A 20,573-nucleotide genomic window follows, 5' to 3' on the forward strand; every position below is an offset into this window, starting at 1 on the left:
GGCAAGTCCTGCGCCGGAGCGCGGCGCAGGACCATCAGGTTCGGATCGTCAGTTCGACTGCGAGAGGTATTGCTTCCAGGCCGGGTTGTCGGCCGGGAGGAACTGGCGGTTCGGCGCCTTCTTGCGCATGTCGACGCCGATGTCCGTCAGGAAGGTCGGCTCCGTCATGCCGAGATCGGAGACCAGCGAGAGCGTATGGTCGTCGTTCACCTTGAAGAGGTAGGTGTGCATCGCCGCATGATGCTGCGAGCCGCGCATGGACCAGGGGCCGCCGGGCGCGTCGGGGATCGAGATGTCGCTCTCGAGCGCCGCGATGGTCTTCTCGGTGTCGGTCGTGCCGGCCTTCTTCCAGGCCTCCGCCATCGCCTTGACCGCGACATAGCCGAAGGCCGCATGCTCGTTGACGTAGACCGTCTCGGGGAACATCGCGCGGATCTTGCTCGCGAATGTCTTGCTCGCCTCGCCCGGCACATCCTCGATATAGCCCGGCGGCACGAAGATGTTGGCGAGGGAGGGCGGCGCGAAGCGCTTGTGCTCGTAACCGTCGGTGATGGTGACGTTCGACCAGACCGGAGTCTTCAGCCCGGCCGCCTGCGCTTGCGGATAGAACTGCACCTGCTCGGCCCCGACGAGGCAATGCACTTGGAAGTCGGGATTGACGCCCTTGATCTTGTCGATCGTCGCCTGCCATTGCGAGACGCCGAAGGGGAAGTATTCCTCCATCTCGATCTTGCCGCCGGCGAGGCCGGCCGCGACGCGCACCCACTGGCCGATCGCGCGGCAGAAATTGTAGTCGGCGCCGATGAAGGTCATGCGCGGGCCGAACTTCTCGATCATCTGCTTGATGGCGGGAAGGACCTGCTGCTCCGGCGTCGGCCCGGAAAAGAACGAGTAATGGTCGGCGATGCCGCCTTCGCCCTGGTTGTTGTGCCAGTAGATCGTCTTGTTGCGCACCACCTCGCGGCGGGCCGCCTCGCGCTCGGCGCCGGTGTAGCCGGCCATCACGACATCGGCCTCCTTGTCGAACACGCAGCGCTGGGCGAGCTCCTGGTAGCGCTTGACGTCGGACTGACCGTCGAACTGGACGAGATCGATGAGCTTCTTCTTGCCGTCGACCTCGACGCCGCCGGCGTCGTTGATCTCCTTCACGGCGAGCCTGTAGCCGTAGGTCTTCGGCGTCGACATGATCGAAAAGTCGCCCGAGAGGTCGTCGATCGTGCAGACCACGATCTTGTCCTTGGCCATCGCCGGCGTCGCCCCCGCCGCGCTTGCGAGCAGGCCAAGAGTCAGCACCGACAGGGAAAGGCCGCGTCTGGTTGAAATCTTCATCGGGACTGCCTTCCGGGGAGCGGGGAGCTGGACCTTGCACCCCGAGCCTAACGACGCAGTCTCGGCCGGACACGCTACCCAAAAAGGGGGGATGCGAGCGCCGGCTTCGTCGAGCCATCAATTGGACACGCCCGACGCGGGCGGCGCTCGGAAGAGCGTTTTCGGGGCGTCCAGCGAAGCGGCGTAGGCTGTCCGCGCTTCGCTCCGCCGCCTGTCGATCTTGTTCGGAGGCCTTGAGATGAAGAAAGCTCTGCTCGGCGTCGCTCTCGCGATGCTGCCGACCGCGGCGTTCGCGCATGTCGGCCTCGGCCATGTCGACGGGTTCGCCCATGGCTTCGAACACCCCATCGGCGGCGCCGACCACGTCCTCGCAATGGTCGCCGTCGGGCTGCTGGCGGCCCGGCAAGGCGGACGAGCGCTCTGGGCGACGCCGCTGGCCTTCATGGGCATGATGGTGGTCGGCGGCGCGCTGGGCGTCGCGCATGTGGACGTGCCGTTCGTGGAGCTCGGGATCGGGCTGTCGGTCGTCGTGCTCGGGCTCGTCCTCGCCTTCGGCGTCGGCCTCCCGGCGCCCGCCGCGGCGGCGCTGGTCGGCTTCTTCGCGATCTTCCACGGCCATGCGCACGGCGCCGAAATGCCGGACACGGCGGCGGGCCTCGCTTACGGCGCGGGCTTCATAGCCGCCACCGGCCTGCTGCACCTCACCGGAATTGCGATCGGGCTCGGCGCGCGCCGACTTCGCTCCGGCCTCAGGCCGAGGGTCTTCCGCGTCGCCGGCGCGGCGTTCGCGGCGGCGGGCGCGGCCATTCTTGGCGGGGCGCTCTGACGGTCGCTCGCCAACCAGACTTCGGGCGAACGCGACGACCCACGGCCGGGGGCTCGCCCGCTTCCGGATGACGGGTCATGCGTTCGCCCGGGGACCCTCGCGGCCGCATCCTACCCGGACGGGTAGGCGCCCAAACCCGTCTCCAACGGGCTCTATTCACCCTTCGATTGCCCAACGCCGGCGGGCTTCGCCGCCCAAGCGCAGGATTGGCGGACCAATGCATCTCACTCTCCGCGAAGAAGAACGCATCCAGCTCTGGGCCGCCGCCGAGATGGCGCGCAGGCGCCTGGAGAAGGGCGTCGCCCTCAACTACCCGGAGGCGATCGCCGTGATCAGCGACGAGATCCTGGAGCGGGCCCGCGAGGGCGTCATCCCGATGCTCACCGACATGATGGAGTACGGCGCGACCATCCTGAAGCGCGAGCACGTGATGACCGGCGTGCCGGAGATGCTGACGATCCTGCAGGTGGAGGCGCTGTTCCCGGACGGCACCAAGCTCGTGACGGTGATGAACCCCATTCGCGACTGACCGGTCGCTTGCACGCCTTCCGGAGACTCCCATGACCGCCAAGTGGACGCGCCCGCCGCTTCCGAAATCCGTCGTCCCGTCCGAGGCCTTCGAGGTGGGCGAGCCGGAGAAGTGCGGAGCGATCGACTTCGCTGACGACGACATCGAGATCAACGAGGGCCGGCGCTCGATCGAGCTCGTTCTCGTGAACACCGGCGACCGGCCGGTCCAGATCGGCGCGCACTATCACCTCGCCGAATGCAACAAGGCGATGGCGTTCGACCGCGAGGCGGCCTTCGGCATGCGGCTCGACATCGCGAGCGGCACGGCGGTGCGCTTCGAGCCGGGCCAGAGCCGCAAGGTCCAGCTCACGACCTATGCGGGCCGCGAGGTGGCCTACGGCATGAACAACATGACCAACGGCACCGTCCGCTCCGAGATCATCAAGGATCTGACGATGCAGAAGCTCCGCGCCCACGGCTACTGCTTCGAAGGCGAGCGCTACAAGGTCCGCCCGAAGCCGGACGACCGCTTCGCGTCGACGAAGAAGAAGTCGTGATTAGCCGCCCGCAAACCGAGCCCGGACAGACACCATGAGCATGAAGATCACCCGGCCCGACTACGCGGTTCAGTACGGCCCGACGACCGGCGACAAGATCCACCTGGCCGACACCGGGCTCGTGGCGGAGATCGAGCACGACTACACGACCTATGGCGACGAGCTGGTGTTCGGCGGCGGCAAGACCATCCGCGACGGCATGGGCCAGGCCTCGAAGTGGAAGGCGAGCGACGGCGCGCTCGACCTCGTGGTCACCAACGCGGTGATCATCGATCCCGTGCTCGGCGTCGTGAAGGGCGACATCGGCATCAAGGACGGCTTCATCGTGGGCGTCGGCAAGTCGGGCAACCCGGACACGATGAACATCACCCCGGGCCTGATCGTCTCCCCCAACACCGACATCCTGTCGGTCGAGGGCATGATCGTGACGCCGGGCTTCGTCGACATCCATCCGCATTTCGACAGCGTCCAGCAGCTCTACGAATACCAGAACGCCGGCTTCACCACCGTGATCGGCGGCGGCTCCGGGCCGAAGACTGTCGGCATCGAATGCCCCGGCGTGTTCAACCTCCACCGCATGCTCGAGGCGATGGCGGACTTCCCACTGAACTTCGGCAACTTCGGCAAGGGCAACGCCGCCACCAAGGGCGCGCTGATCGAACAGGTCGTGATCGGCGGCGCGACGGGTCTGAAGATCCACGAGGACTGGTCGTCGTCGCCGGCCTCGATCGAGACCTGCATGGATCTCGCCGACGAGCTTGACTTCCAGGTGCAGGTGCACGCCGACACGCTGAACGAGACCGGCTACTACGAGGACACGCTGGCGGCGATCAACGGCCGCGTCATGCACATCTATCACGCGGAAGGCGCGGGCGGCGGCAACGCGCCGGACATCATGCGCTGCGTGATGGAGCCGAACTGCCTGCCGAGCTCCACCAACCCGACCAATCCGTTCTCGATCAACACCTACGACGAAGAAATCGACATGCTGATCACATGTCACAACCTGAACAAGAACGTACCGACCGACATGGCCTTCATCCAGGGCCGCGCGCGCGCCGAGACCATGCGGGCCGAGGACGTGCTGCACGACATGGGGGCGATCTCGATGATCGGCTCCGACAGCCAGGGCGTCGGCCGCGCGGCGGAAAGCGCGCAGCGCTCCTTCCAGCTCGCCGCCGTCAACAAGGCGCGGTTCGGACGGCTGTCCGAGGACGGCTCCGGCAACGACAACTTCCGGATCAAGCGCTACCTCGCGAAGGTCACGATCAATCCGGCGATCACCTTCGGCGTCGATTCCTATGTGGGCTCGATCACCCCCGGCAAGCTCGCCGACCTCGTGTTCTGGCGGCCGAAGTTCTTCATCGCCAAGCCCGAGGTGACCGTGAAGGGGGGCTTCATCACCCACGGCGCGATGGGCGATCCGGCCGGCTCGCTGATGACCTGCCAACCGCTGAAGTACCGGCCGCAATACGGCTCGATGGGCGCGAACCCGGGCCGCCTCAGCTATTCCTTCGTCACCCAGGCGGCGCTCGACGCAGGCCTCGAGGGCCGGCTGCGCAGCCACCAGACGCTGAAGCCGGTGAAGCGCACCCGCACGATCTCGAAGCGCGACATGATCCACAACAACGCCATGCCGAACATCGAGATCGATCCGGAGACCTACAACGTCTATGTCGACGGCGAGCGGATCACGGTGAAGCCGGCGAAGACGCTGCCGCTGACGCAGCTGTTCTACTTCCGGTGAGCCCGTCCCCGGAGATCGTCACGGAACTCGCGGCGAGGCTCCCCGAAGATGCGGCGGGCGTCGAGATCGACCCGCTTGAGCTCACCTCCGAGGAGCGCGCGAGCGCGCACTTCTCGGCCCGCACGCCGGGTGGCCGGCTCGTCCGGGTCTCGCTGCCGCGGGGCGTCGAGCTGCAGGACGGCGACGTCCTGCTGCGCGACGGCGAGGCGGCGGTGGTGGTCCGCGCCGCGGCCGAGGATCTGCTCTGGCTTCGCCCGCGCGGAAACGCCGTCGAATGGTCGGCGGCCTGCTATCAGCTCGGCAACCTGCATCGCCCTGCGCGCTTTCTTGAGGACGGGGTGCTCACCCCGCGCGATCCGCTGGTGACGCAGATGCTCCACGGCCTCGACATCGAGGTCGAGCGCGTGACGCGCCCCTTCGTCGGCCGGCGCTTCGGCGCCGCGGGCGCCCATCATCACCATGACCATGATCACGGAGCAGGCCACGACCATGACCACGATGCGGCTCATGGCCAAGCGGCCCACCGCCACGGATAAGGCGCGGGCCGCGTTCCGTCCGCAGGGCAACGGCGGAGACCAGCTGCTCGCCCTGCTGCAGCTCACCAACGCCTCGTTCCCGACGGGCGCGTTCACCCACTCCTTCGGCTTCGAGACCTGGATCGACGCGCAGGTCGTGGCCGACGCCGCCGAAGCCGAGCGGCGCAGCCGCGACTGGCTGCGCTACGCCATCGCGACCGGCGACGCGGTCGCGGTCGCGCTCTCATACCGGGCCGCGCTCGACGGCGACGTCGACGCGCTCGTGGCGCTCGACGCTCAGGTCGGCGCGCTGAAGCTCAGCCGCGAGACCCGCTCGGCCTCCGTCATGACGGGCAAGGCGCTGCTCGCCGCCTGCCGGGACATCTTCGAGCTCGAGGGCACGCGGCGCTTCGAGGCGATCGTCGCGGACGGCGCCTGCGAGGGCCACCACGCCGTGCTCTACGGGATCGCCGGCGCCGGCCTCGCGCTCGGCGAGGCCGAGACGGTCACGAGCTATCTCTGGAGCTCGATCGCCAACCTCGTCGCGGTGACCCAGCGCCTCGTCCCGCTCGGCCAGGTGGACGCCCAGCGCATCGTAAAAGCAGCCGGGCCGCTGATCGACGAATGCTCCGCGATCGCGCGCAGCCGTCCGGCGGAACGGATGTGTTCGGCATGCGCGGCGCTCGACGCGGCCGCGATGCGCCACGAGCGTCTGCCCACTCGCCTTTGCATTTCCTGAGGCCCACCGCCTCGACGCAGCGGAGTTCACCCATGCGAAAGCCCGTCCGGATCGGCATCGGCGGCCCCGTCGGCTCGGGGAAGACGGCGCTCCTCGTCCAGCTGTGCCGCGCGATGGGGCCGCGCCGTTCGATCGGCGTGATCACCAACGACATCTTCACCCGCGAGGACGCGGAGTTCGTGACGAAGAGCGGGGCGATCGACCCTGCGCGAGTGGTCGGCGTCGAGACCGGCGGGTGCCCGCACACGGCGATCCGCGAGGACGTCTCGATGAACATGGTCGCGGTCGAGGGACTCGTCCGCAGGTTTCCGGACCTCGACATCATCTTCATCGAGAGCGGCGGCGACAATCTGGCGGCCACCTTCAGCCCCGAGCTCGCCGACAGCCACATCTACGTCATCGACGTCGGCGAGGGCGAGAAGATCCCGCGCAAGGGCGGCCCCGGCGTCACTCGGTCTCCGCTGCTGATCATCAACAAGATCGACATCGCGCAATATGTCGACGCCGACCTCGGCGTGATGGACCGCGACGCCAAGCGCATGCGGCCCGGCAAGCCTTATCTTTTCACCGACATGAAGAGCGGCAAGGGCCTCGACGAGGTCGTCGCCTGGATCGAGACCGACGTGCTGTTCGAGGACGCCGCCTGATGGCGATCGTCCTCCCCCAGCCGGACTGGATCATCGGCAAACACGGCTTGATGAACCTGAGGGCGATGCGCCGGAACGGCCGCACCGAGATCGACCCGCATTCCTGGCGGATCCCCTATCAGTGGCAGGGCGGCCATTATCAGGACAATGACGATCAGCCGTTCCTGCTGCTCATCAACAGCGGCGGCGGCTTCGTCGAGGGCGACGTGGCGGAGCTGCACGCCACGCTCGACGCGGGCACGCGGACGCTGATCACCACCACGGCGGCGAGCAAGTTCTACAAGTGCCCGGACGGAGCGACCTCGCGCGAACTCGTGGACATCCGGGTCGGCCCCGACGCGCTGCTCGAATACTATCCTGACGAGTCGATCCCCTTCGCGCGCTCGCGCGTCGAGCGGCGCACCCGCATCGAGCTGCACGACAGCTCGCGGCTGTTCGCGACCGACATGATCGCCGCCGGTCGGATCCATTACGGCGCCGGCGAGGCCTTCGCGTTCGACGAGCTGTTCTCCGAGTTCGAGGTGGTGGCGAAGGGCAGGCCGCTGCTCACCGACCGGCTGGTCTGCGAAGGAGAGGAGGTCGCCGCGCTCGCCCGGCTCTGGGACGGCGCCACCCACGCCGCCACCGTCGTGATCCATGCGCCAGACCTGCCGAAGGGGCTCGAAGAGGAGATCGAGCTTCAGCTTTCGGGCCCCGCCGTCGTGGCCAGCGGCGCGAGCCGCAGCGGAAACGCCATCGTCTGCCGAATCCTCGCCACCGAAGCCTGGGCCTGCCACGAGGCCATCTTCCGCTGCTGGGCCGCCGCCCGCCCGACGCTCGCAGCCAAAGCCGCCCGCCCGATCAGGAAGTGCTGAGGGGCGTCCGCGGCCTCAGGCGTCGACTCTGGCCCGAACAGCGCTCGCAGGGGGAGCGGCGTCGATCGACTTCGATCTGCTGACCCACCGCCGTGGGGTCATCCAGTCGGCGCCGTAACGCTCTGCGAGCACGCCGGGACTGTCCGCCGGACACTTGAACGTGCGGCCGTAAAACGTGAGGCTTCCGAACGGGATCACCATGCGGGCGGGAAGGCTGCGAGGCTTCAGCCGTTCCATATGCATGCGCACGCCATCGTCCGACGTCGGGGCCATGCAAAAGACGTCGATGACCTTCTTCGCCTCCGGGCACTTGACCTGGATGAGCGGCAGGCCGCCATGCAGCGCGTTCTTTGCGCGAATCCCGGCCTTGGCCAGACCCTTGACGATCGAACCCGCCTCGGTCGCGATATCGGCGGCCGTCACCGATCGCAGCACGATGGCCATGTCGACGTCGTCGTCATGGGGAATGAAAGCATGTTCGCGGACAGCGCCCAGCAGCGTGCCGTAATGCAGGCAGGCGTCGTATCCGAGCTTGCGGAACAGCTCCTCGATCTCCTGCATGGCGTTGAGGTAGATCGGCGCCTCGCGGATGAGGCTGCTGCCGCGCAATCCGTGTTTGCGGAACATGATCGGTTCCGCCGAAGCATCGCCGCCCGCGCGGCGGTAAAGCTCTCCGACGAGACGCTCGACGAAAAGGTGCTCCTGCGATCCAATGAGCAGCGCGAGATAGACGTTGAGCACCTTCCGGCGGGGCACACGTCCCTTGGTCAGGATCATCGACGTGAAGATCATCGCAATGGCCTGCAGGTCGTGAATCTCGACCTCGCCGGGGGCCCGCTTCGATCGGCAGTCTATCAACCAAGGCAATATCCGCCTGCACGCCGCGAGATAGCGGCGGAGTTCGTCGCCCTGTTTGTCCTGCATGTAGCTAAAGAGCTGCGTTATGAACGCGGCGCGAGACGCGGCCTTGAGCGCGCCGCGCCGGCCGTCGAGCGCCCTCGCAACGGCGTCGGCGAAGCCGTCGCCAAGCGCCGCCAGCCTGGGGTAGCCTTTTGAGAACCGTCTCCATTGCGAGCGAAACGTCTCAAGCTGACCTTTGAGCGCGGCCGGCGATCCGGGCGAAAACTCTGTTCTTTCGCCGGTTTGCGTCTGAAGTTCGATCTTTAGAGCGGCGGGGTTTGAGCCCTTCACCCCGCGCTGAAGCCGGACCTTCAGGGACTTTAGGCTCTGCGCGTCGGCGAAACCGATCTGCCAGAAGGGAGCTGCGACGCGCTTCGTTCTGATGCCGAGGCGAGCCGCGGCCGCCGCCGACGGCGAGCGGCGGCCGACTTCGGATGAGTTGATGGCGCTCGCCAGGGCGTCGAGCGACCCTACGCCCTCGGCCTCGATCGCCGAAAAGGCCAGAACCCCCTTATTCGCCAGATATATCCTGATATGCGTGAGCTGCTCGGGCAGCGGCGCCGTCACTCCGTTAGGATAGTAGTCCAGAAGGCCGGGCATCGCTTTGAACAAGGCGACGAGGTCAGGGCCGCGCTTCAGCTTCATCGAGTCATCCTGTCGAGGGCTCCAGGTTGGCCATCTCACGGGCGGGGTCTAACGCATTTGGCTTGAGGGCGCTGTCGCAACGAGGAAGGGCTGCGACTTAAGTCGACGCCTCAGGATACCGGCAGCGCACCGGCGTCGGCAACCACACGGAGTGCGGAGGCCCGCCCGGCGCGGCGAGGGGACTTATCAATCTCTTATACAGAAGACGTCAGAAACGCCGGAAACATGACAGAGAATTAACTCGTCATCCTCGGCGTGGGGATCCATATTATCTCCTACAGGACGCATACAGCGATCCGACGCAAACGCGGTGCGCTTACCGCGCTGATCTATGGAGGCTATCATGGCCATCTGGACCGCTCCGATCGTCGAAGAGACCCCCGTCGGCCTCGAGGTCACCTCGTACAGCCCGGCTGAGCTCTGAGCTCTAACGCTCAGTCCTGAACGAATTCGGAACCCCGTCCGGCGAAAGCCGGGCGGGGTTTCTCTTTGTCTGAACGCCTGCCGGATCAGCCCGCGGCCGCGGCGTATCGCGCGAGCCCGGCTTCGAGGTCGGCCAGCAGATCGCCGACGTCCTCAAGGCCGATATGCAGGCGGATCGTAGGCCCCTCGGGCGCCCAGCGGGTCGCGGTGCGGATGTTTCTGGCGTCGAAGGGGATCGCGAGGCTCTCAAAGCCGCCCCAGGAGTAGCCCAGCCCGAACAGCTCCAACCCGTTCAGCATGGCGGCGACCGCGCCAGTCGCGCCCGGCTTCAGTTCGATCGCGAAAAGGCCCGATGCGCCGGAGAAGTCCCGCCGCCAGAGCGCATAGCCGGGATCGCTCTCCAGAGCGGGGTGCATGACGCGGGCGACCTCCGGTCGTGATTCCAGCCAACGCGCCACGCGCAATCCGGCCGCCTGATGATGCGCGAGCCGGACTGCGAGCGTCCTTAGTCCCCGCAGCGCGAGGAAGATGTCATCCGGCCCGACGCAGAGCCCGAGCGCCCCGTGCGTCTCCTTGAGCGCGCCGGCATAGGCGCCGTTCGCCGAGGCCCAGCCGATCATGACGTCGGCGTGGCCGCCGAGATATTTCGTGCCTGCGGAGACGGCGATGTCGACGCCGTGATCGTGGGCGTTGAAATAGAGCGGCGTCGCCCAGGTGTTGTCCATGATCACGGCGGCCGCCCGCGCATGCGCCGCACCCGCGATCGCCGGCACATCCTGAACTTCGAAAGTCAGCGAGCCGGGACTCTCGACATAGACCGCCTTGGTGTTCGGCCTCATCAGGTCGGCGATTTGGCCGCCGATGGAGGGATCGTAATAGGTGGTCTCGACGCCCAGGCGGCGCAGCATGCCCTCGCAGAACCTGCGGGTCGGCTCGTAGACGCTGTCGACCATCAGCAGGTGGTCGCCGGTGCCGAGCGTGGCGAGCAGGGCGAGCGTCACCGCGGCGAGGCCCGATGGCGCAAGCGCCACCTCGGCCCCGCCCTCGATCCGCTTGAGCGCGTCGCAAAGCGCGTCGGATGTGGGGGTTCCCCGGCGGCCGTAAGTGTAGCGACCCGTGACGGCGCGATAATCCTCGACGGTCTGCCACAGCACCGTCGAGCCGCGGACGATCGGTGGATTCACGAATCCGAACTGAGCTCCGGGATCGCGTCCCCCGAGGACGAGGTCAGTCATCGAGCCGAATTTTCGAACTGTCGGGGTCGCCATGCTTGAAAACCTCGCTGGGCCTGCCGGCTTTCGGGTTCATGCGGGCCTGCGCGTTGGGCCGTCAAGCATTTTGGCGACGGCCGCGGAACCCCGGAGCCTCTCCGGCGCTTTCCGGAGAAGACGCTGTTTCATACGAGGACGCCATGGGGCCGGGTTCGCCTAAAACCGACAATGCTCTGCCCGGCGCCGGGAAGTCCGAAGCGGACGCCGCCCATCCGGTCAGGTTAGAGAAACGGCCCGACGCGGGCCCCGACAAGGCCGGCGCGACCGGAGGCGCTGGAGACGCTCCTGGCGCCGGCGACGCCCGGTCGAAGGGCGATCGGGAAAACGATCATGACGCCGGGAAGCCGGCGCCCGGCGCGATCGCGCCGGGCGATCTGAACACAGAGAACGACGACGGGGCTTCCTGACGTCGATCTGTCGGGCTTTACCGACGACCTGCGGGAGTCACGCCGCGCTGCGCGTCGCCGCGATCCATTCGGCGGCCCGTGCTTCCGGATCGGCGGCTCCCAGCACGTCGTTCACGACTGCGACGATGTCGGCGCCTGCGTCGAGGCAGGCGCGGGCGCGCTCGGGGGTGAGGCCGCCGATCGCGATCAGGGGCCGATCGCCGATCGACCGCTTCCATTCGCCGATGCGCTCCAGTCCCTGCGGCGCAAACGGCATCTGCTTCAGGATCGTCGGCCAGATCGGCCCCAGGGCGATCGCGTCGGGGTTGATCGTCAGCGCCCGGTCCAGCTCGTCATAGGTGTGCGTGCTGACGTCGATGCGCAGGCCCGCCGCGCGGATCGCCTTGACGTCCGCGGCGTCCAGATCCTCCTGGCCGAGATGGACATGGGACGCGCCCTCGTCGATTGCGATTTCCCAGTAGTCGTTGACGACGAGCCGCGCCGAAGCCGCCGCGCAGATCGCGAGCGACGCCCGCACCTGCTCGCGGATGTCGGCCTCTGGACGGTCCTTGATGCGGAGCTGGATCAGCCTCGCGCCGGCGCCGACGAGCCGGCGCACCCAATCCGCGCTGTCGACGACCGGGTAGAACGGATCAAGACGCGCGCTCATGCGAGGCTCGCGCGGCCGAAGACGGGAGTCGAAGGCGCGGCCATGTCGCGCGGTTCGATTGGCCCCGCGAGATATCCTGCACGGCCCGCCTCGATCGCGTGGGCGAAGGCGCCGGCCATCGCCACGGGATCGCCGGCCTTCGCGATGGCCGTGTTGAGCAGCACGGCGTCGTAACCGAGCTCCATCGCGGCCGCCGCGTGGCTCGGCTTGCCGATCCCGGCGTCGACGACGAGCGGCACGTCGGGGAAATGCGCCCGGAGGGAGCGGAGCGCATAGACGTCGTTCAGACCAAGTCCCGTGCCGATCGGGGCGCCCCAGGGCATCAACACCTTGCAGCCGGCGCCGAGCAGCCGTTCGGCGACCACGAGATCGGTGGTCGTGTAGGGAAACACCTCGAAGCCGTCGGAGGTCAGGATACGCGCAGCCTCGACGAGGCCGAACACGTCGGGCTGCAACGTGTCGGCGTCGCCGATGACTTCGAGCTTGATCCAGGGCGTGCCGAACACTTCGCGCGCCATCTGTGCGGTCGTCACCGCCTCTTTCGCGGAATGACAGCCGGCGGTGTTCGGAAGCACGCGGGCGCCGAGGTCGCGGATCAGTGTCCAGAAGTCCTGGCCCTCGCGCAGCCGGCCGGATTCGCGCCGGAGCGAGGCCGTGACGATGTCGGAGCCGGCGGCGCGGACGGCGTCGGCGAGAATGGCGGGCGACGGGTACTGCGCGGTGCCGATCAGCAGCCGCGAGCGAATGGGAACGCCATAGAAATCCATGGGGTCAGCCTCCCTGCCGGGGCGCGACGATTTCGATCCGGTCGCCGTCATGCAGCGTTTGAAGCGGCCGCGCCCCGGCGGGCACGAAGGCGCCGTTCACCGCGGTCGCGACGACCGCGTCTGCGTAATCGAGGACTGCGAGAGCTCCTGCGAGATCGCTCGCCTCCACCTCAAGCGGTGAGCCGTTGACGATCAGCTTCATCAGGGGTCTCCAGCATGTCGAACACGGCCGCCGCCGCCTCGCCGGCCAACGCCGGCGAGAGCAGGAATCCGTGACGGTATAGCCCGTTCAGGCGGAGCACGCGGCCGTCCCGGACGACGCGCGGCAGGTTGTCTGGGAAAGCCGGGCGGACATCGGCGCGGGTCTCGACGATCTCGGCTTCGCCAAAGGCGGGATGCAGGGCATAGGCGCCGTTCAGCAGATCGACCGCGGAGCGGGCCGTCACGCCGCCGCGCGCGGCGCTTTCGATCATCGTGGCGCCGACCATGAACAGGCCGTCGGCCCTCGGCACGACATAGAGCGGGATGCGCGGATGCAGCAGACGGACCGGGCGGGAGAGCGAGACTTCGCTCGTCCGCAGCAGCAGCATCTCGCCGCGGACGCCGCGCAGGTCATCGAGGTCGCGGCGGGCGACGAACCCCCGACAGTCGAGAACCGCGTCGGAGTCGATCTCCTCGGGGTTGGCCGTCACGCCGAAACGGATGGGAACGCCGAGTTCGCCGAGCCGGGCGGCGAGGGCCTGGAGCGCTCTCCGCGGGTCGAGATGGCCTTCCTCGCGAAAGAACAGGCCGGCGTCGAAGCGGCCTTCGAGGTCGGGTTCGAGCGCCCCGATCTCCGCTCCATCGATGCGCTCGAAGCGTTCGGTGCGCTGGGCGAAACGGGCGAGCTCGGCGGCATCGCGGCGCGGAGCGACGACAAGCGTGCCGTTTTGCTCGACCCCGCCGATATGCTTCGGCCACCAAACCAGCGCGGCCTCCCCGCGGACCGCGACGTCCTGCTCTGCGCTCTCGCGCTCGCACCATGGCGCCAGCATGCCGCCGGCCGCCCACGAGCATGCGCGTTCGCCGATCGCCAAGCCGCGTTCGAGAATCTCGACCGCGACGCCCCGTTCGGCGAGTTCGACTGCTGCGACGAGGCCGGCGACGCCGGCGCCGACGATGGTGACGCGCATGCCCAAATCCTCCCTCGGCCAACGCCGCGAGACGGTCCGGAGATGATGGCTGAACGAACGGCTGCGGCGTCGGGGACGCCCGCGGAAAGCCCCGTTCCTTCGCCGGCATGACCCGGATCAGGTTCAAAGGGTTCGGCTTGTTAAGCCGTCTCAGCCCTTTCAGGCACCCCTCGGACTGCCGAAACAGTGGGGTTCGCGACCGTGGCTGTCAATGCGAGAGCGTGATCCGCGGCGCTCAAGTCGCAGCTTTCGAGACCTTCGCGCAGACCGTTCCGGCCGGTCATCGCGACAATCATTTCGTGGACCTCTCAGAGATTGCAGTGGATCTTGATGGACGACCGTCGGACTTCGCTCGGGCGACGCCCGGCTATCGCCACGACGAGGCGTTCCGCCCTAAACCTCGGCGAAGCAGCCGACGTTCCTGGCTAGGATGAGACCTATCAACGCTCGCCGACAGTTGATGTTCGAACGAATCTAATCTTTCGATGGTTGATTGCGGTCCATGAACGTCGAGTTTAGACGTCCTCCCCTCGGCCGGAACCGTGTAAAGCCCGGCGCGTCGGGAGACGCTTGATGACGCGACTCGTATCGGAAGCCGACATAGCGCTCGACGACCCGTCCGCGCTCGCCTCGGCGCTTATCGGCCACATGCTCGAACACGACGTGGTGTGCGAAACCCGTGACGCCTGCACCTTCGCCGACCTCGGCATCGGATCCGGCGTGCTTGAGCCGACGGAAACCGTGCTCAAGATCCGCGTCGAGGCCGCGGACCTCGGCGCGCTGGAGTCGCTGCGCTTGTTCATTTCCTCGCATGTTCTTGAGTTCGCGGACGAGCCGGAGCCGGCGATCGTCTGGCGCGGGAACCTGACGAACGGACCGACGCTGGCGAATTTCCGCGAGGTGCGTCTGAAATCCGCCGTCGACCTTACGCCGCGAATGAAGCGGCTGACTTTCGCGGGCGACGACGTCGCCCGCTTCGCCTCCGACGAGGAGATCCATGTCCGGCTGTATTTTCCCCCGGCTGGACTGGCCGTTCCCGAATGGCCGCGACCGGGAGATGACGGCCGAATCGTCTGGCCCGCGGAGGAGCGCCGGCCGGCGGTGCGCTATTACACCGTGCGGCGTGTCGATCTCGACGTCGGCGAGATCGAAATCGATTTTCTGATGCATGAGGACGCCGGTCCGGGCGCGGCTTTCGCCGCCGAGGCCGTTTCTGGCGCGCTCTGCGGCATGGCGGGTCCCGTCGGCCGAATGGCGCCGCAGGCGTCATGGACCCTGCTGGCTGGCGACGAGACCGCTCTGCCAGCGATCGCGCGCATGCTGGAGAGGATGCCGCCCGACGCGCGCGGACTTGCGCTGATCGAGGTGCAGGACGCCACCGATGAACTGCCGCTCGCCGCGCCGTCTGGAATGGACCTCCGATGGCTGCATCGGGCGCCTGCCCATGCGGGGGAGACCTCGCTGTTGCTCGATGCGATCCGGGCCGCGCCGATGCCCGCGGCTGAGGACGTCTATGCGTGGGTGGCCTGCGAGTTCGGATCGGCCAAGGAGATCCGGCAGTATTTGCGTTCAGAACGCGGGCTCGCGCGCGACCGGCATCAGGTGGTCGGCTACTGGGAGCGCGAGCCGTCGCGTGCGGCGTGACCGCCGCGGGCCTGGGGCTTAGCACTGGACAGCGCCTGACTTTTGCTCTTCACGTGCCGGGCGGGGCGCACGGCGCGACGATGGCGCGTGCAGACAGGACGACCGGAGGCGGGCGGCGATGCTGGGACTGTTTCGGCGATTGATGCCGAAGGAGGAAGGTTTCTTCGATCTGTTCGAGCGGCATTCTCGCACGCTCGTCGCGGGCGCGGAGGCGATGCAGGGTCTGCTCGAAGGCGGAGATCGCGTTCCGAGCTTCTGTGAGGAGATCGTCCGGCGCGAGAACGAGGCCGACGACATCACCCGAGAGGTGCTGCTGACCGTCCGGCGCAGCTTCATCACGCCCTTCGACCGCGGCGATATCAAGGACCTGATCCAGTCGATGGACGACGCGATCGACCAGATGAACAAGACCGCCAAGGCGATCACGCTCTATGAGGTCAGAACCTTCGACCCGCTGATGCGCGAGATGGGCGTCACTGTCCTGGAAGCCGCCAAACTAACCGCAGAGGCTATTCCTCTGCTCAGTTCGATCAGCAAGCACCAGACACGCATCGGCGAGCTTACGGAGAAGATCACGCGCGTCGAGGGCCGATCCGACGACCTGCACGACGCGGGCCTGAAAAAGCTGTTCCAGGAGTGTGGCCGCACCAACGCGATGGAATATTTCATCGGCGCCGAGATCTATGGCCACCTTGAGGACGTCGTGGACCGGTTCGAGGACGTCGCGAACGAGATCAGCGGCATCGTGATCGAGAACGTCTGAGCGCGATGACCGACGTCGCCGTCCTTGCGCTGCCGTATCTTATCGGCCTGATCGTCGTCGCCCTGGCGTTCGATTTCCTGAACGGACTGCACGACGCCGCGAACTCGATCGCGACGATCGTCTCGACCCGCGTTCTTGCGCCGCGCTATGCCGTGATGTGGGCGGCTTTCTTCAACTTCATCGCCTTCATGTTCTTCGGCCTGCACGTCGCGCAGACCATCGGCACCGGAATCGTCGAGGCCGGCGCGATCGATCCGCGCGTGATCTTCTCGGCCCTCGTCGGCGCGATCGGGTGGAACATCGCGACCTGGATGCTCGGCATCCCGTCGAGCAGCTCGCATGCGTTGATCGGCGGTCTTGTGGGCGCTGCGACCGCCAAGGGCGGCGTCGGCGTGATCCTGTGGGGCGGCCTTTCGAAGACGGCGGCCGCGATCGTTCTGTCGCCGCTGGTCGGTTTCCTGCTCGCGCTCACGCTCGTGCTGCTGGTCTCTTGGCTCGTCGTGCGCCAGACGCCGTTCGCAGTCGACCGCTTGTTCCGCATTCTCCAGTTCTTTTCCGCGTCGCTCTATTCGCTCGGCCACGGCGGCAACGACGCGCAGAAGACGATGGGGATCATCGCGGTGCTGCTCTACAGCCAGGGCTATCTCGGCGGCGAGTTTCACATTCCGCTGTGGGTTGTGCTGTCCTGCCAGGCGGCGATGGCGCTCGGCACGCTCTGCGGCGGCTGGCGGATCGTGCACACGATGGGCTCGAAGATCACCCGGCTGAACCCGATGCAGGGCTTCTGCGCGGAAGCCGGCGGCGCGATCACGCTGTTCGCAGCGACCTGGCTCGGCGTGCCGGTCTCGACCACGCACACCATCACGGGCGCGATCGTCGGCGTCGGCGCGGCGCGGCGCACTTCGGCGGTGCGCTGGGCGGTGGCCAGCAACATCGTGGTCGCCTGGGTCGTCACGCTCCCCGCCGCCGCGCTGATCGCCGCGGCGTGCTACGCGCTGACCTCGGCGTTCTGATCGCTCGACGGCTCAGGGAAGCGGTCCGGTCACCCGGCTGAGGAAGTCGAGCAGCGCGGGATAATAGGTCTCCGGCGCCTCGTAGAACGGCATGTGGCTCGCGTTGGGGATGACCTTCAGCTCCGCGTTCTGCAGCGCAAGCTTCATCTTCAGCGCGCCGGCGGGGGTGAACTCGTCGTGCGCGCCGCAGGTGATCAGCGTCGGAACGGGAATTCGCCAGAGGTCGCCGAGCCTGCTCCAGTCCTTCAGGTTGCCGGTGTAGTGGAACTCGTTCGGCCCCTGCATCTCGCGATAGGGGCCCTGGTTCCAGTCCGCCAGCGATCTCATGACCGGCGCGGGCCACTGGCCGAGGCGGCAGACGTGCCGATAGTTCAGCAGGGTTATCGCTGCCTGGTATTCCGGGTGGTCGTAGGAGCCTTCCGCCTCGTGCCGCTGCATCATCGCGACGGTCTCGGAGCCGAGCGCTGCGCGGAGCCGGTCAAGCTCGGCGATCGAGGCCGGCATGTCGGCCACCGTGTCCTCGAGTATCAGGCTCTTCAGCTCGTCGGGGTAGGCGAGGGCGTACTCGATGCCGAGCCAGCCGCCCCAGGAGTGGCCGAGCAGATGGACCTTCCCGAGGTTCAGGGACTGCCGGACCGTCTCGGTCTCCGCGACGTAGCGGGAGATGTTCCAGAGCGACGGATCGGTCGGCCGATCCGATTCTCCGCAGCCGAGCTGGTCGAAGGCGACGACCCTGTAGCCGTGATCGACAAGGCAGCAATGCGCTTCGCGGAGATAGTCGCACGGCAGCCCCGGACCGCCGTTCAGGCAGAGCACGGTCTCGTCGCCGAAGCCGAAGCTGTAGGCAACGATGGTGTAGCCGTCGACGTCGAGCTCGATGCGCTCGTCAGGTTCGCTCTCACGCCACATCGAACGCCCCGTCGGTCAATCCATTGCCTTGCCGGCGGCTCGCAATCGAAGAAACGCTGCGATCAGTCCGCCCGTCAGAAGCAGGGCGGCGGCTGCAAGCGTGCTCATCGTGCCGATGGCCGGAACCATTGGAGTATAGCCCGCAACCATCTTGGCGTACAGCCATTCCGGCACAGTAGAGTCGGCGCCGGTCGTGTAAAGCGACAGAGGAAAGTTGCCCCATGACAACAAGAACGCGAACAGCGCCCCGGACCATACTCCCGGCCACAGGATCGGCAACGTGACCTCGCGCAGGATGAAGAGCCGCCCGGCGCCGAGGTCGGCCGCGGCCTCCTCGAGGGTCGGATCGAACCCGTAGACCTGGATCGAGATGACGAGCGTCACGACGGGCACGATCCAGACGAGATGAGCGAAGATCGCGGTCTGCCAGGTTGGCTGGATGCCGACGGCGTTCATCCATAGCAGCAAGGCGAGCCCGAGCACCGGCTGCGGAAAGAAGATCGGCAGCAGCACCAGTTTCTGGTAGAGCCGGCGTCCGCGCCAGTCATAGCGCGCGAACGCGAGCGCGCCGAAAAAGGCGACGACGACCGCGACGATCGTGACGATGAAGGCGATCGCGATCGAGGTCTTCACGATCGTCTGCACCTCGAAGGAGGCGATCGCGCGCGTCCACCAGTCGGTCGACCACGCCGCCACGGGGAAGGCGAAATAGCGGCTCTTCGAGAGCCCCGCGAGCGCGCCGCAGGCGATCGGCAGGTAGATGAAGATCAGCGCGAGCGCAGTCCAGCTCCAGACGAAGGCGTTCGAGCGCCGGACGGACTGGTTCATGCCATGCGCGTCCTGAAGTCGTCCGCCCCCTCACCGAGGGGACTTGCCCCCTCCCGCATCGCTCGCCAGGGCAGAGATGAAAAAAGCCGCTTTTTAAGTTCGCCTAAAGAGATTGTCATATCAATCTCTCGATGAGGATGGCTGAGATGGTTCAATTTGATCGTGCCCGCCTGAGAGTCATTGTTATTCAATCAAGCCTTGTGCTCGTCGCTAGCGTCGCCCTTAATCCATTTGTTCTGAAGACGTTCGGATTTATAAACGGTTGGCCAGACTGGAATGCAGGCACGCTGAGGAATTCGCTTCTCGTCACTCTCGGTATTCATTTTGCTTTAGTCGTGATCTTCTTCCCAGCGTATCGTAACGGCGGAAGGATAATCGCTCTGATCGGAATGTCGGGTATTGTCCTCTCGGTTTTAGGCCTCGCGTTGATGGCGTTCACTAGTTGAAGTCATATATTCTAATCCATGATACGAATTTTAAAGGTGAGCGGGCGGCGGCGGCGCCTAATAGGTTGGATCTAACTCTCACCGGCGCCCCAGAATGCGGTCGAGGTCGAGGCGCGAGATCGCGACCAGCGAGAGCACGCCGACGATCACCGTGAGGATCAGCGCGAGCGCCGAGCCGAGCGGCCAGTTCTGCGCATAGGTGAAGGCGATCTCGATGTCGTGGGTTGCGACGATCACCGACTGGCCGCCGAGGATCTTCGACTCCGCCACGGCGCCGACGGCGAGGACGAAGGTCAGCAGCATACCGATCATGATGCCGGGCATCGCGAGCGGCAGCTCGATCTCGCGCCAGATCATCAGCCGCGAGGCGCCGAGGTCGCGGGCCGCCTCGACGAGCTCCTTCGGCACCATCGCGAGCCCGAGCACCATCGGGAACAGCATGAAGGGCAGGTAGACGTAGACCATCCCGAACAGCGTGGCGCCGGGGGTGTAGAGCACGTCAGGGCCCGCCATGCCGATGAGCTTAAGTGCGCCGTCGAGCACGCCGTTCTTGATGAAGAATAGCGACCAGCCGTAGAGGCGCACGTTCTCCGATACGAAGAGCGGGAACACGAACAGGACGCTCACAAAGCCCGCCCAGCGGCCGAACACCCGGGCGAGCCCCCACGCGATCGGGTAGGCGATGATCGCGAGCAGCACGACGGTCGCCGTCGCGAGGGCGAGCGACCAGACGAACGACGTCCAAACCGTGTTCGCGGGATCGAAGATCGTCTCGAAATTCTCGAGCGTGAAGGAGCGGAACACGTCGAAGCTTCGCGGCGTCGCAAAGGCGTAGGCCGCGACGGTGGCGAGCGGCGCGACGAAGCCGAGCAGCAGCGTCAGCAGGACGGGCAGCGAGCACAGCATGCCTCGCGAGAGCTTGCGCGGGGAGGCGGGGTTTGCGGCCTTTCCCTGCGCGTCGCCGCGGGCGGCCTCGACCGCGGCCGAACGGTTCAGCGTCACGTCGGCCACC

General features: G+C 66.8%; 23 protein-coding genes and 1 riboswitch. Of the genes, 13 read left to right on the forward strand and 10 right to left on the reverse strand.

Annotated features, from left to right (window positions below; all coding sequences use genetic code 11):
- Nucleotides 1-48: 48 nt before the first annotated feature.
- The gene (locus tag PKE75_RS02830; protein WP_271167176.1) at nt 49-1,329 is read right to left on the reverse strand and encodes an ABC transporter substrate-binding protein; all 1,281 of its coding nucleotides are present in this window, start codon (nt 1,327-1,329) and stop codon (nt 49-51) included.
- 238 nt (nt 1,330-1,567) lie between these two features.
- Here PKE75_RS02830 and PKE75_RS02835 point away from each other — a divergent pair, with 238 nt between their 5' ends.
- From PKE75_RS02835 to PKE75_RS02870, 8 genes are all read left to right on the forward strand, one after another.
- Nucleotides 1,568-2,155, forward strand: a complete 588-nt coding sequence (locus PKE75_RS02835; RefSeq protein WP_271167177.1) for a HupE/UreJ family protein — start codon at nt 1,568-1,570, stop codon at nt 2,153-2,155.
- A gap of 217 nt (nt 2,156-2,372) precedes the next feature.
- Nucleotides 2,373-2,684, forward strand: a complete 312-nt coding sequence (locus PKE75_RS02840) for an urease subunit gamma (protein ID WP_271167178.1) — start codon at nt 2,373-2,375, stop codon at nt 2,682-2,684.
- A 31-nt stretch (nt 2,685-2,715) separates the two neighbouring features.
- On the forward strand, nt 2,716-3,222 hold the full coding sequence (locus tag PKE75_RS02845; RefSeq protein ID WP_271167179.1) for an urease subunit beta: 507 nt from the start codon (nt 2,716-2,718) through the stop codon (nt 3,220-3,222).
- Nucleotides 3,223-3,256: 34 nt separating this feature from the next.
- A complete protein-coding gene (gene ureC / locus PKE75_RS02850) occupies nt 3,257-4,969 on the forward strand; it encodes an urease subunit alpha (RefSeq protein ID WP_271167180.1) in 1,713 nt (570 codons plus the stop codon).
- Nucleotides 4,966-5,505, forward strand: a complete 540-nt coding sequence (locus PKE75_RS02855; protein WP_271167181.1) for an urease accessory protein UreE — start codon at nt 4,966-4,968, stop codon at nt 5,503-5,505. The genes ureC and PKE75_RS02855 overlap by 4 nt, the downstream gene beginning before the upstream one ends.
- The gene (locus PKE75_RS02860; RefSeq protein ID WP_271167182.1) at nt 5,429-6,223 is read left to right on the forward strand and encodes an urease accessory protein UreF; all 795 of its coding nucleotides are present in this window, start codon (nt 5,429-5,431) and stop codon (nt 6,221-6,223) included. Before PKE75_RS02855 ends, PKE75_RS02860 begins: the two co-directional genes overlap by 77 nt.
- Before the next feature lie 32 nt (nt 6,224-6,255).
- Nucleotides 6,256-6,870, forward strand: coding sequence for an urease accessory protein UreG (gene ureG, locus PKE75_RS02865; protein WP_271167183.1), 615 nt, complete (start codon nt 6,256-6,258; stop codon nt 6,868-6,870).
- Complete coding sequence (locus PKE75_RS02870; RefSeq protein WP_271167184.1) at nt 6,870-7,724, forward strand: urease accessory protein UreD; 855 nt, start codon at nt 6,870-6,872, stop codon at nt 7,722-7,724. Before ureG ends, PKE75_RS02870 begins: the two co-directional genes overlap by 1 nt.
- Nucleotides 7,725-7,739: 15 nt before the next feature.
- Here PKE75_RS02870 and PKE75_RS02875 read toward each other — a convergent pair whose 3' ends face one another.
- Complete coding sequence (locus PKE75_RS02875) at nt 7,740-9,269, reverse strand: LicD family protein (RefSeq protein ID WP_271167185.1); 1,530 nt, start codon at nt 9,267-9,269, stop codon at nt 7,740-7,742.
- Between the two features lie 343 nt (nt 9,270-9,612).
- Between PKE75_RS02875 and pqqA the strand changes: the two genes are divergently transcribed.
- Nucleotides 9,613-9,693: a pyrroloquinoline quinone precursor peptide PqqA gene (pqqA, locus tag PKE75_RS17880; RefSeq protein ID WP_128776471.1), complete on the forward strand. Its 81-nt coding sequence runs from the start codon at nt 9,613-9,615 to the stop codon at nt 9,691-9,693.
- An 85-nt stretch (nt 9,694-9,778) separates the two neighbouring features.
- Here pqqA and metC read toward each other — a convergent pair whose 3' ends face one another.
- The 5 genes from metC to thiO all read right to left on the reverse strand — a co-directional run bounded on the left by metC (nt 9,779) and on the right by thiO (nt 13,958).
- Nucleotides 9,779-10,927: a cystathionine beta-lyase gene (metC, locus tag PKE75_RS02880; RefSeq protein ID WP_271167186.1), complete on the reverse strand. Its 1,149-nt coding sequence runs from the start codon at nt 10,925-10,927 to the stop codon at nt 9,779-9,781.
- 480 nt (nt 10,928-11,407) lie between these two features.
- Complete coding sequence (locus PKE75_RS02885) at nt 11,408-12,019, reverse strand: thiamine phosphate synthase (RefSeq protein WP_271167187.1); 612 nt, start codon at nt 12,017-12,019, stop codon at nt 11,408-11,410.
- Nucleotides 12,016-12,786, reverse strand: a complete 771-nt coding sequence (locus PKE75_RS02890) for a thiazole synthase (RefSeq protein ID WP_271167188.1) — start codon at nt 12,784-12,786, stop codon at nt 12,016-12,018. Before PKE75_RS02890 ends, PKE75_RS02885 begins: the two co-directional genes overlap by 4 nt.
- Before the next feature lie 4 nt (nt 12,787-12,790).
- A complete protein-coding gene (gene thiS, locus PKE75_RS02895; RefSeq protein ID WP_271167189.1) occupies nt 12,791-12,988 on the reverse strand; it encodes a sulfur carrier protein ThiS in 198 nt (65 codons plus the stop codon).
- Nucleotides 12,957-13,958 carry a glycine oxidase ThiO gene (gene thiO / locus PKE75_RS02900; protein ID WP_271167190.1) on the reverse strand — a complete coding sequence of 334 codons (1,002 nt, stop codon included), beginning with the start codon at nt 13,956-13,958 and terminating at the stop codon, nt 12,957-12,959. The genes thiS and thiO overlap by 32 nt, the downstream gene beginning before the upstream one ends.
- A gap of 77 nt (nt 13,959-14,035) precedes the next feature.
- A riboswitch (TPP riboswitch) is annotated at nt 14,036-14,139 on the reverse strand.
- Between the two features lie 392 nt (nt 14,140-14,531).
- Between thiO and PKE75_RS02905 the strand changes: the two genes are divergently transcribed.
- The 3 genes from PKE75_RS02905 (at nt 14,532) to PKE75_RS02915 (ending at nt 17,378) form a co-directional block, all read left to right on the forward strand.
- Nucleotides 14,532-15,602, forward strand: a complete 1,071-nt coding sequence (locus tag PKE75_RS02905) for a siderophore-interacting protein (protein WP_271167191.1) — start codon at nt 14,532-14,534, stop codon at nt 15,600-15,602.
- 118 nt (nt 15,603-15,720) lie between these two features.
- Nucleotides 15,721-16,365 carry a DUF47 domain-containing protein gene (locus PKE75_RS02910; protein ID WP_271167192.1) on the forward strand — a complete coding sequence of 215 codons (645 nt, stop codon included), beginning with the start codon at nt 15,721-15,723 and terminating at the stop codon, nt 16,363-16,365.
- Nucleotides 16,366-16,370: 5 nt separating this feature from the next.
- On the forward strand, nt 16,371-17,378 hold the full coding sequence (locus tag PKE75_RS02915; RefSeq protein WP_271167193.1) for an inorganic phosphate transporter: 1,008 nt from the start codon (nt 16,371-16,373) through the stop codon (nt 17,376-17,378).
- Between the two features lie 12 nt (nt 17,379-17,390).
- Here PKE75_RS02915 and PKE75_RS02920 read toward each other — a convergent pair whose 3' ends face one another.
- Both PKE75_RS02920 and PKE75_RS02925 read right to left on the reverse strand, forming a co-directional pair.
- Nucleotides 17,391-18,287: a proline iminopeptidase-family hydrolase gene (locus PKE75_RS02920; protein WP_271167194.1), complete on the reverse strand. Its 897-nt coding sequence runs from the start codon at nt 18,285-18,287 to the stop codon at nt 17,391-17,393.
- A 15-nt stretch (nt 18,288-18,302) separates the two neighbouring features.
- The gene (locus tag PKE75_RS02925) at nt 18,303-19,115 is read right to left on the reverse strand and encodes an ABC transporter permease (protein WP_271167195.1); all 813 of its coding nucleotides are present in this window, start codon (nt 19,113-19,115) and stop codon (nt 18,303-18,305) included.
- A 146-nt stretch (nt 19,116-19,261) separates the two neighbouring features.
- On the opposite strand from PKE75_RS02925, the gene PKE75_RS02930 reads away from it, so the two are divergent.
- A complete protein-coding gene (locus PKE75_RS02930; protein WP_271167196.1) occupies nt 19,262-19,561 on the forward strand; it encodes a hypothetical protein in 300 nt (99 codons plus the stop codon).
- 78 nt (nt 19,562-19,639) lie between these two features.
- Here PKE75_RS02930 and PKE75_RS02935 read toward each other — a convergent pair whose 3' ends face one another.
- A complete protein-coding gene (locus PKE75_RS02935) occupies nt 19,640-20,572 on the reverse strand; it encodes an ABC transporter permease (protein ID WP_271167197.1) in 933 nt (310 codons plus the stop codon).
- Nucleotide 20,573: the final 1 nt, after the last annotated feature.

The sequence above is a fragment of the Hansschlegelia plantiphila genome (genome assembly GCF_027922265.1).
Taxonomy (GTDB): domain Bacteria; phylum Pseudomonadota; class Alphaproteobacteria; order Rhizobiales; family Methylopilaceae; genus Methylopila; species Methylopila plantiphila.

Excerpts from the sequence above, each read along its gene's own strand:
- PKE75_RS02830 (WP_271167176.1), bottom strand. The coding sequence starts at position 1,329 with ATGAAGATTTCAACCAGACGCGGCCTTTCCCTGTCGGTGCTGACTCTT.
- PKE75_RS02835 (WP_271167177.1), top strand. The coding sequence starts at position 1,568 with ATGAAGAAAGCTCTGCTCGGCGTCGCTCTCGCGATGCTGCCGACCGCG.
- PKE75_RS02840 (WP_271167178.1), top strand. The coding sequence starts at position 2,373 with ATGCATCTCACTCTCCGCGAAGAAGAACGCATCCAGCTCTGGGCCGCC.
- PKE75_RS02845 (WP_271167179.1), top strand. The coding sequence starts at position 2,716 with ATGACCGCCAAGTGGACGCGCCCGCCGCTTCCGAAATCCGTCGTCCCG.
- ureC (WP_271167180.1), top strand. The coding sequence starts at position 3,257 with ATGAGCATGAAGATCACCCGGCCCGACTACGCGGTTCAGTACGGCCCG.
- PKE75_RS02860 (WP_271167182.1), top strand. The coding sequence starts at position 5,429 with ATGACCATGATCACGGAGCAGGCCACGACCATGACCACGATGCGGCTC.
- ureG (WP_271167183.1), top strand. The coding sequence starts at position 6,256 with ATGCGAAAGCCCGTCCGGATCGGCATCGGCGGCCCCGTCGGCTCGGGG.
- PKE75_RS02870 (WP_271167184.1), top strand. The coding sequence starts at position 6,870 with ATGGCGATCGTCCTCCCCCAGCCGGACTGGATCATCGGCAAACACGGC.
- PKE75_RS02875 (WP_271167185.1), bottom strand. The coding sequence starts at position 9,269 with ATGAAGCTGAAGCGCGGCCCTGACCTCGTCGCCTTGTTCAAAGCGATG.
- pqqA (WP_128776471.1), top strand. The coding sequence starts at position 9,613 with ATGGCCATCTGGACCGCTCCGATCGTCGAAGAGACCCCCGTCGGCCTC.
- metC (WP_271167186.1), bottom strand. The coding sequence starts at position 10,927 with ATGACTGACCTCGTCCTCGGGGGACGCGATCCCGGAGCTCAGTTCGGA.
- PKE75_RS02885 (WP_271167187.1), bottom strand. The coding sequence starts at position 12,019 with ATGAGCGCGCGTCTTGATCCGTTCTACCCGGTCGTCGACAGCGCGGAT.
- PKE75_RS02890 (WP_271167188.1), bottom strand. The coding sequence starts at position 12,786 with ATGGATTTCTATGGCGTTCCCATTCGCTCGCGGCTGCTGATCGGCACC.
- thiS (WP_271167189.1), bottom strand. The coding sequence starts at position 12,988 with ATGAAGCTGATCGTCAACGGCTCACCGCTTGAGGTGGAGGCGAGCGAT.
- thiO (WP_271167190.1), bottom strand. The coding sequence starts at position 13,958 with ATGCGCGTCACCATCGTCGGCGCCGGCGTCGCCGGCCTCGTCGCAGCA.
- PKE75_RS02905 (WP_271167191.1), top strand. The coding sequence starts at position 14,532 with ATGACGCGACTCGTATCGGAAGCCGACATAGCGCTCGACGACCCGTCC.
- PKE75_RS02910 (WP_271167192.1), top strand. The coding sequence starts at position 15,721 with ATGCTGGGACTGTTTCGGCGATTGATGCCGAAGGAGGAAGGTTTCTTC.
- PKE75_RS02915 (WP_271167193.1), top strand. The coding sequence starts at position 16,371 with ATGACCGACGTCGCCGTCCTTGCGCTGCCGTATCTTATCGGCCTGATC.
- PKE75_RS02920 (WP_271167194.1), bottom strand. The coding sequence starts at position 18,287 with ATGTGGCGTGAGAGCGAACCTGACGAGCGCATCGAGCTCGACGTCGAC.
- PKE75_RS02925 (WP_271167195.1), bottom strand. The coding sequence starts at position 19,115 with ATGAACCAGTCCGTCCGGCGCTCGAACGCCTTCGTCTGGAGCTGGACT.
- PKE75_RS02930 (WP_271167196.1), top strand. The coding sequence starts at position 19,262 with ATGGTTCAATTTGATCGTGCCCGCCTGAGAGTCATTGTTATTCAATCA.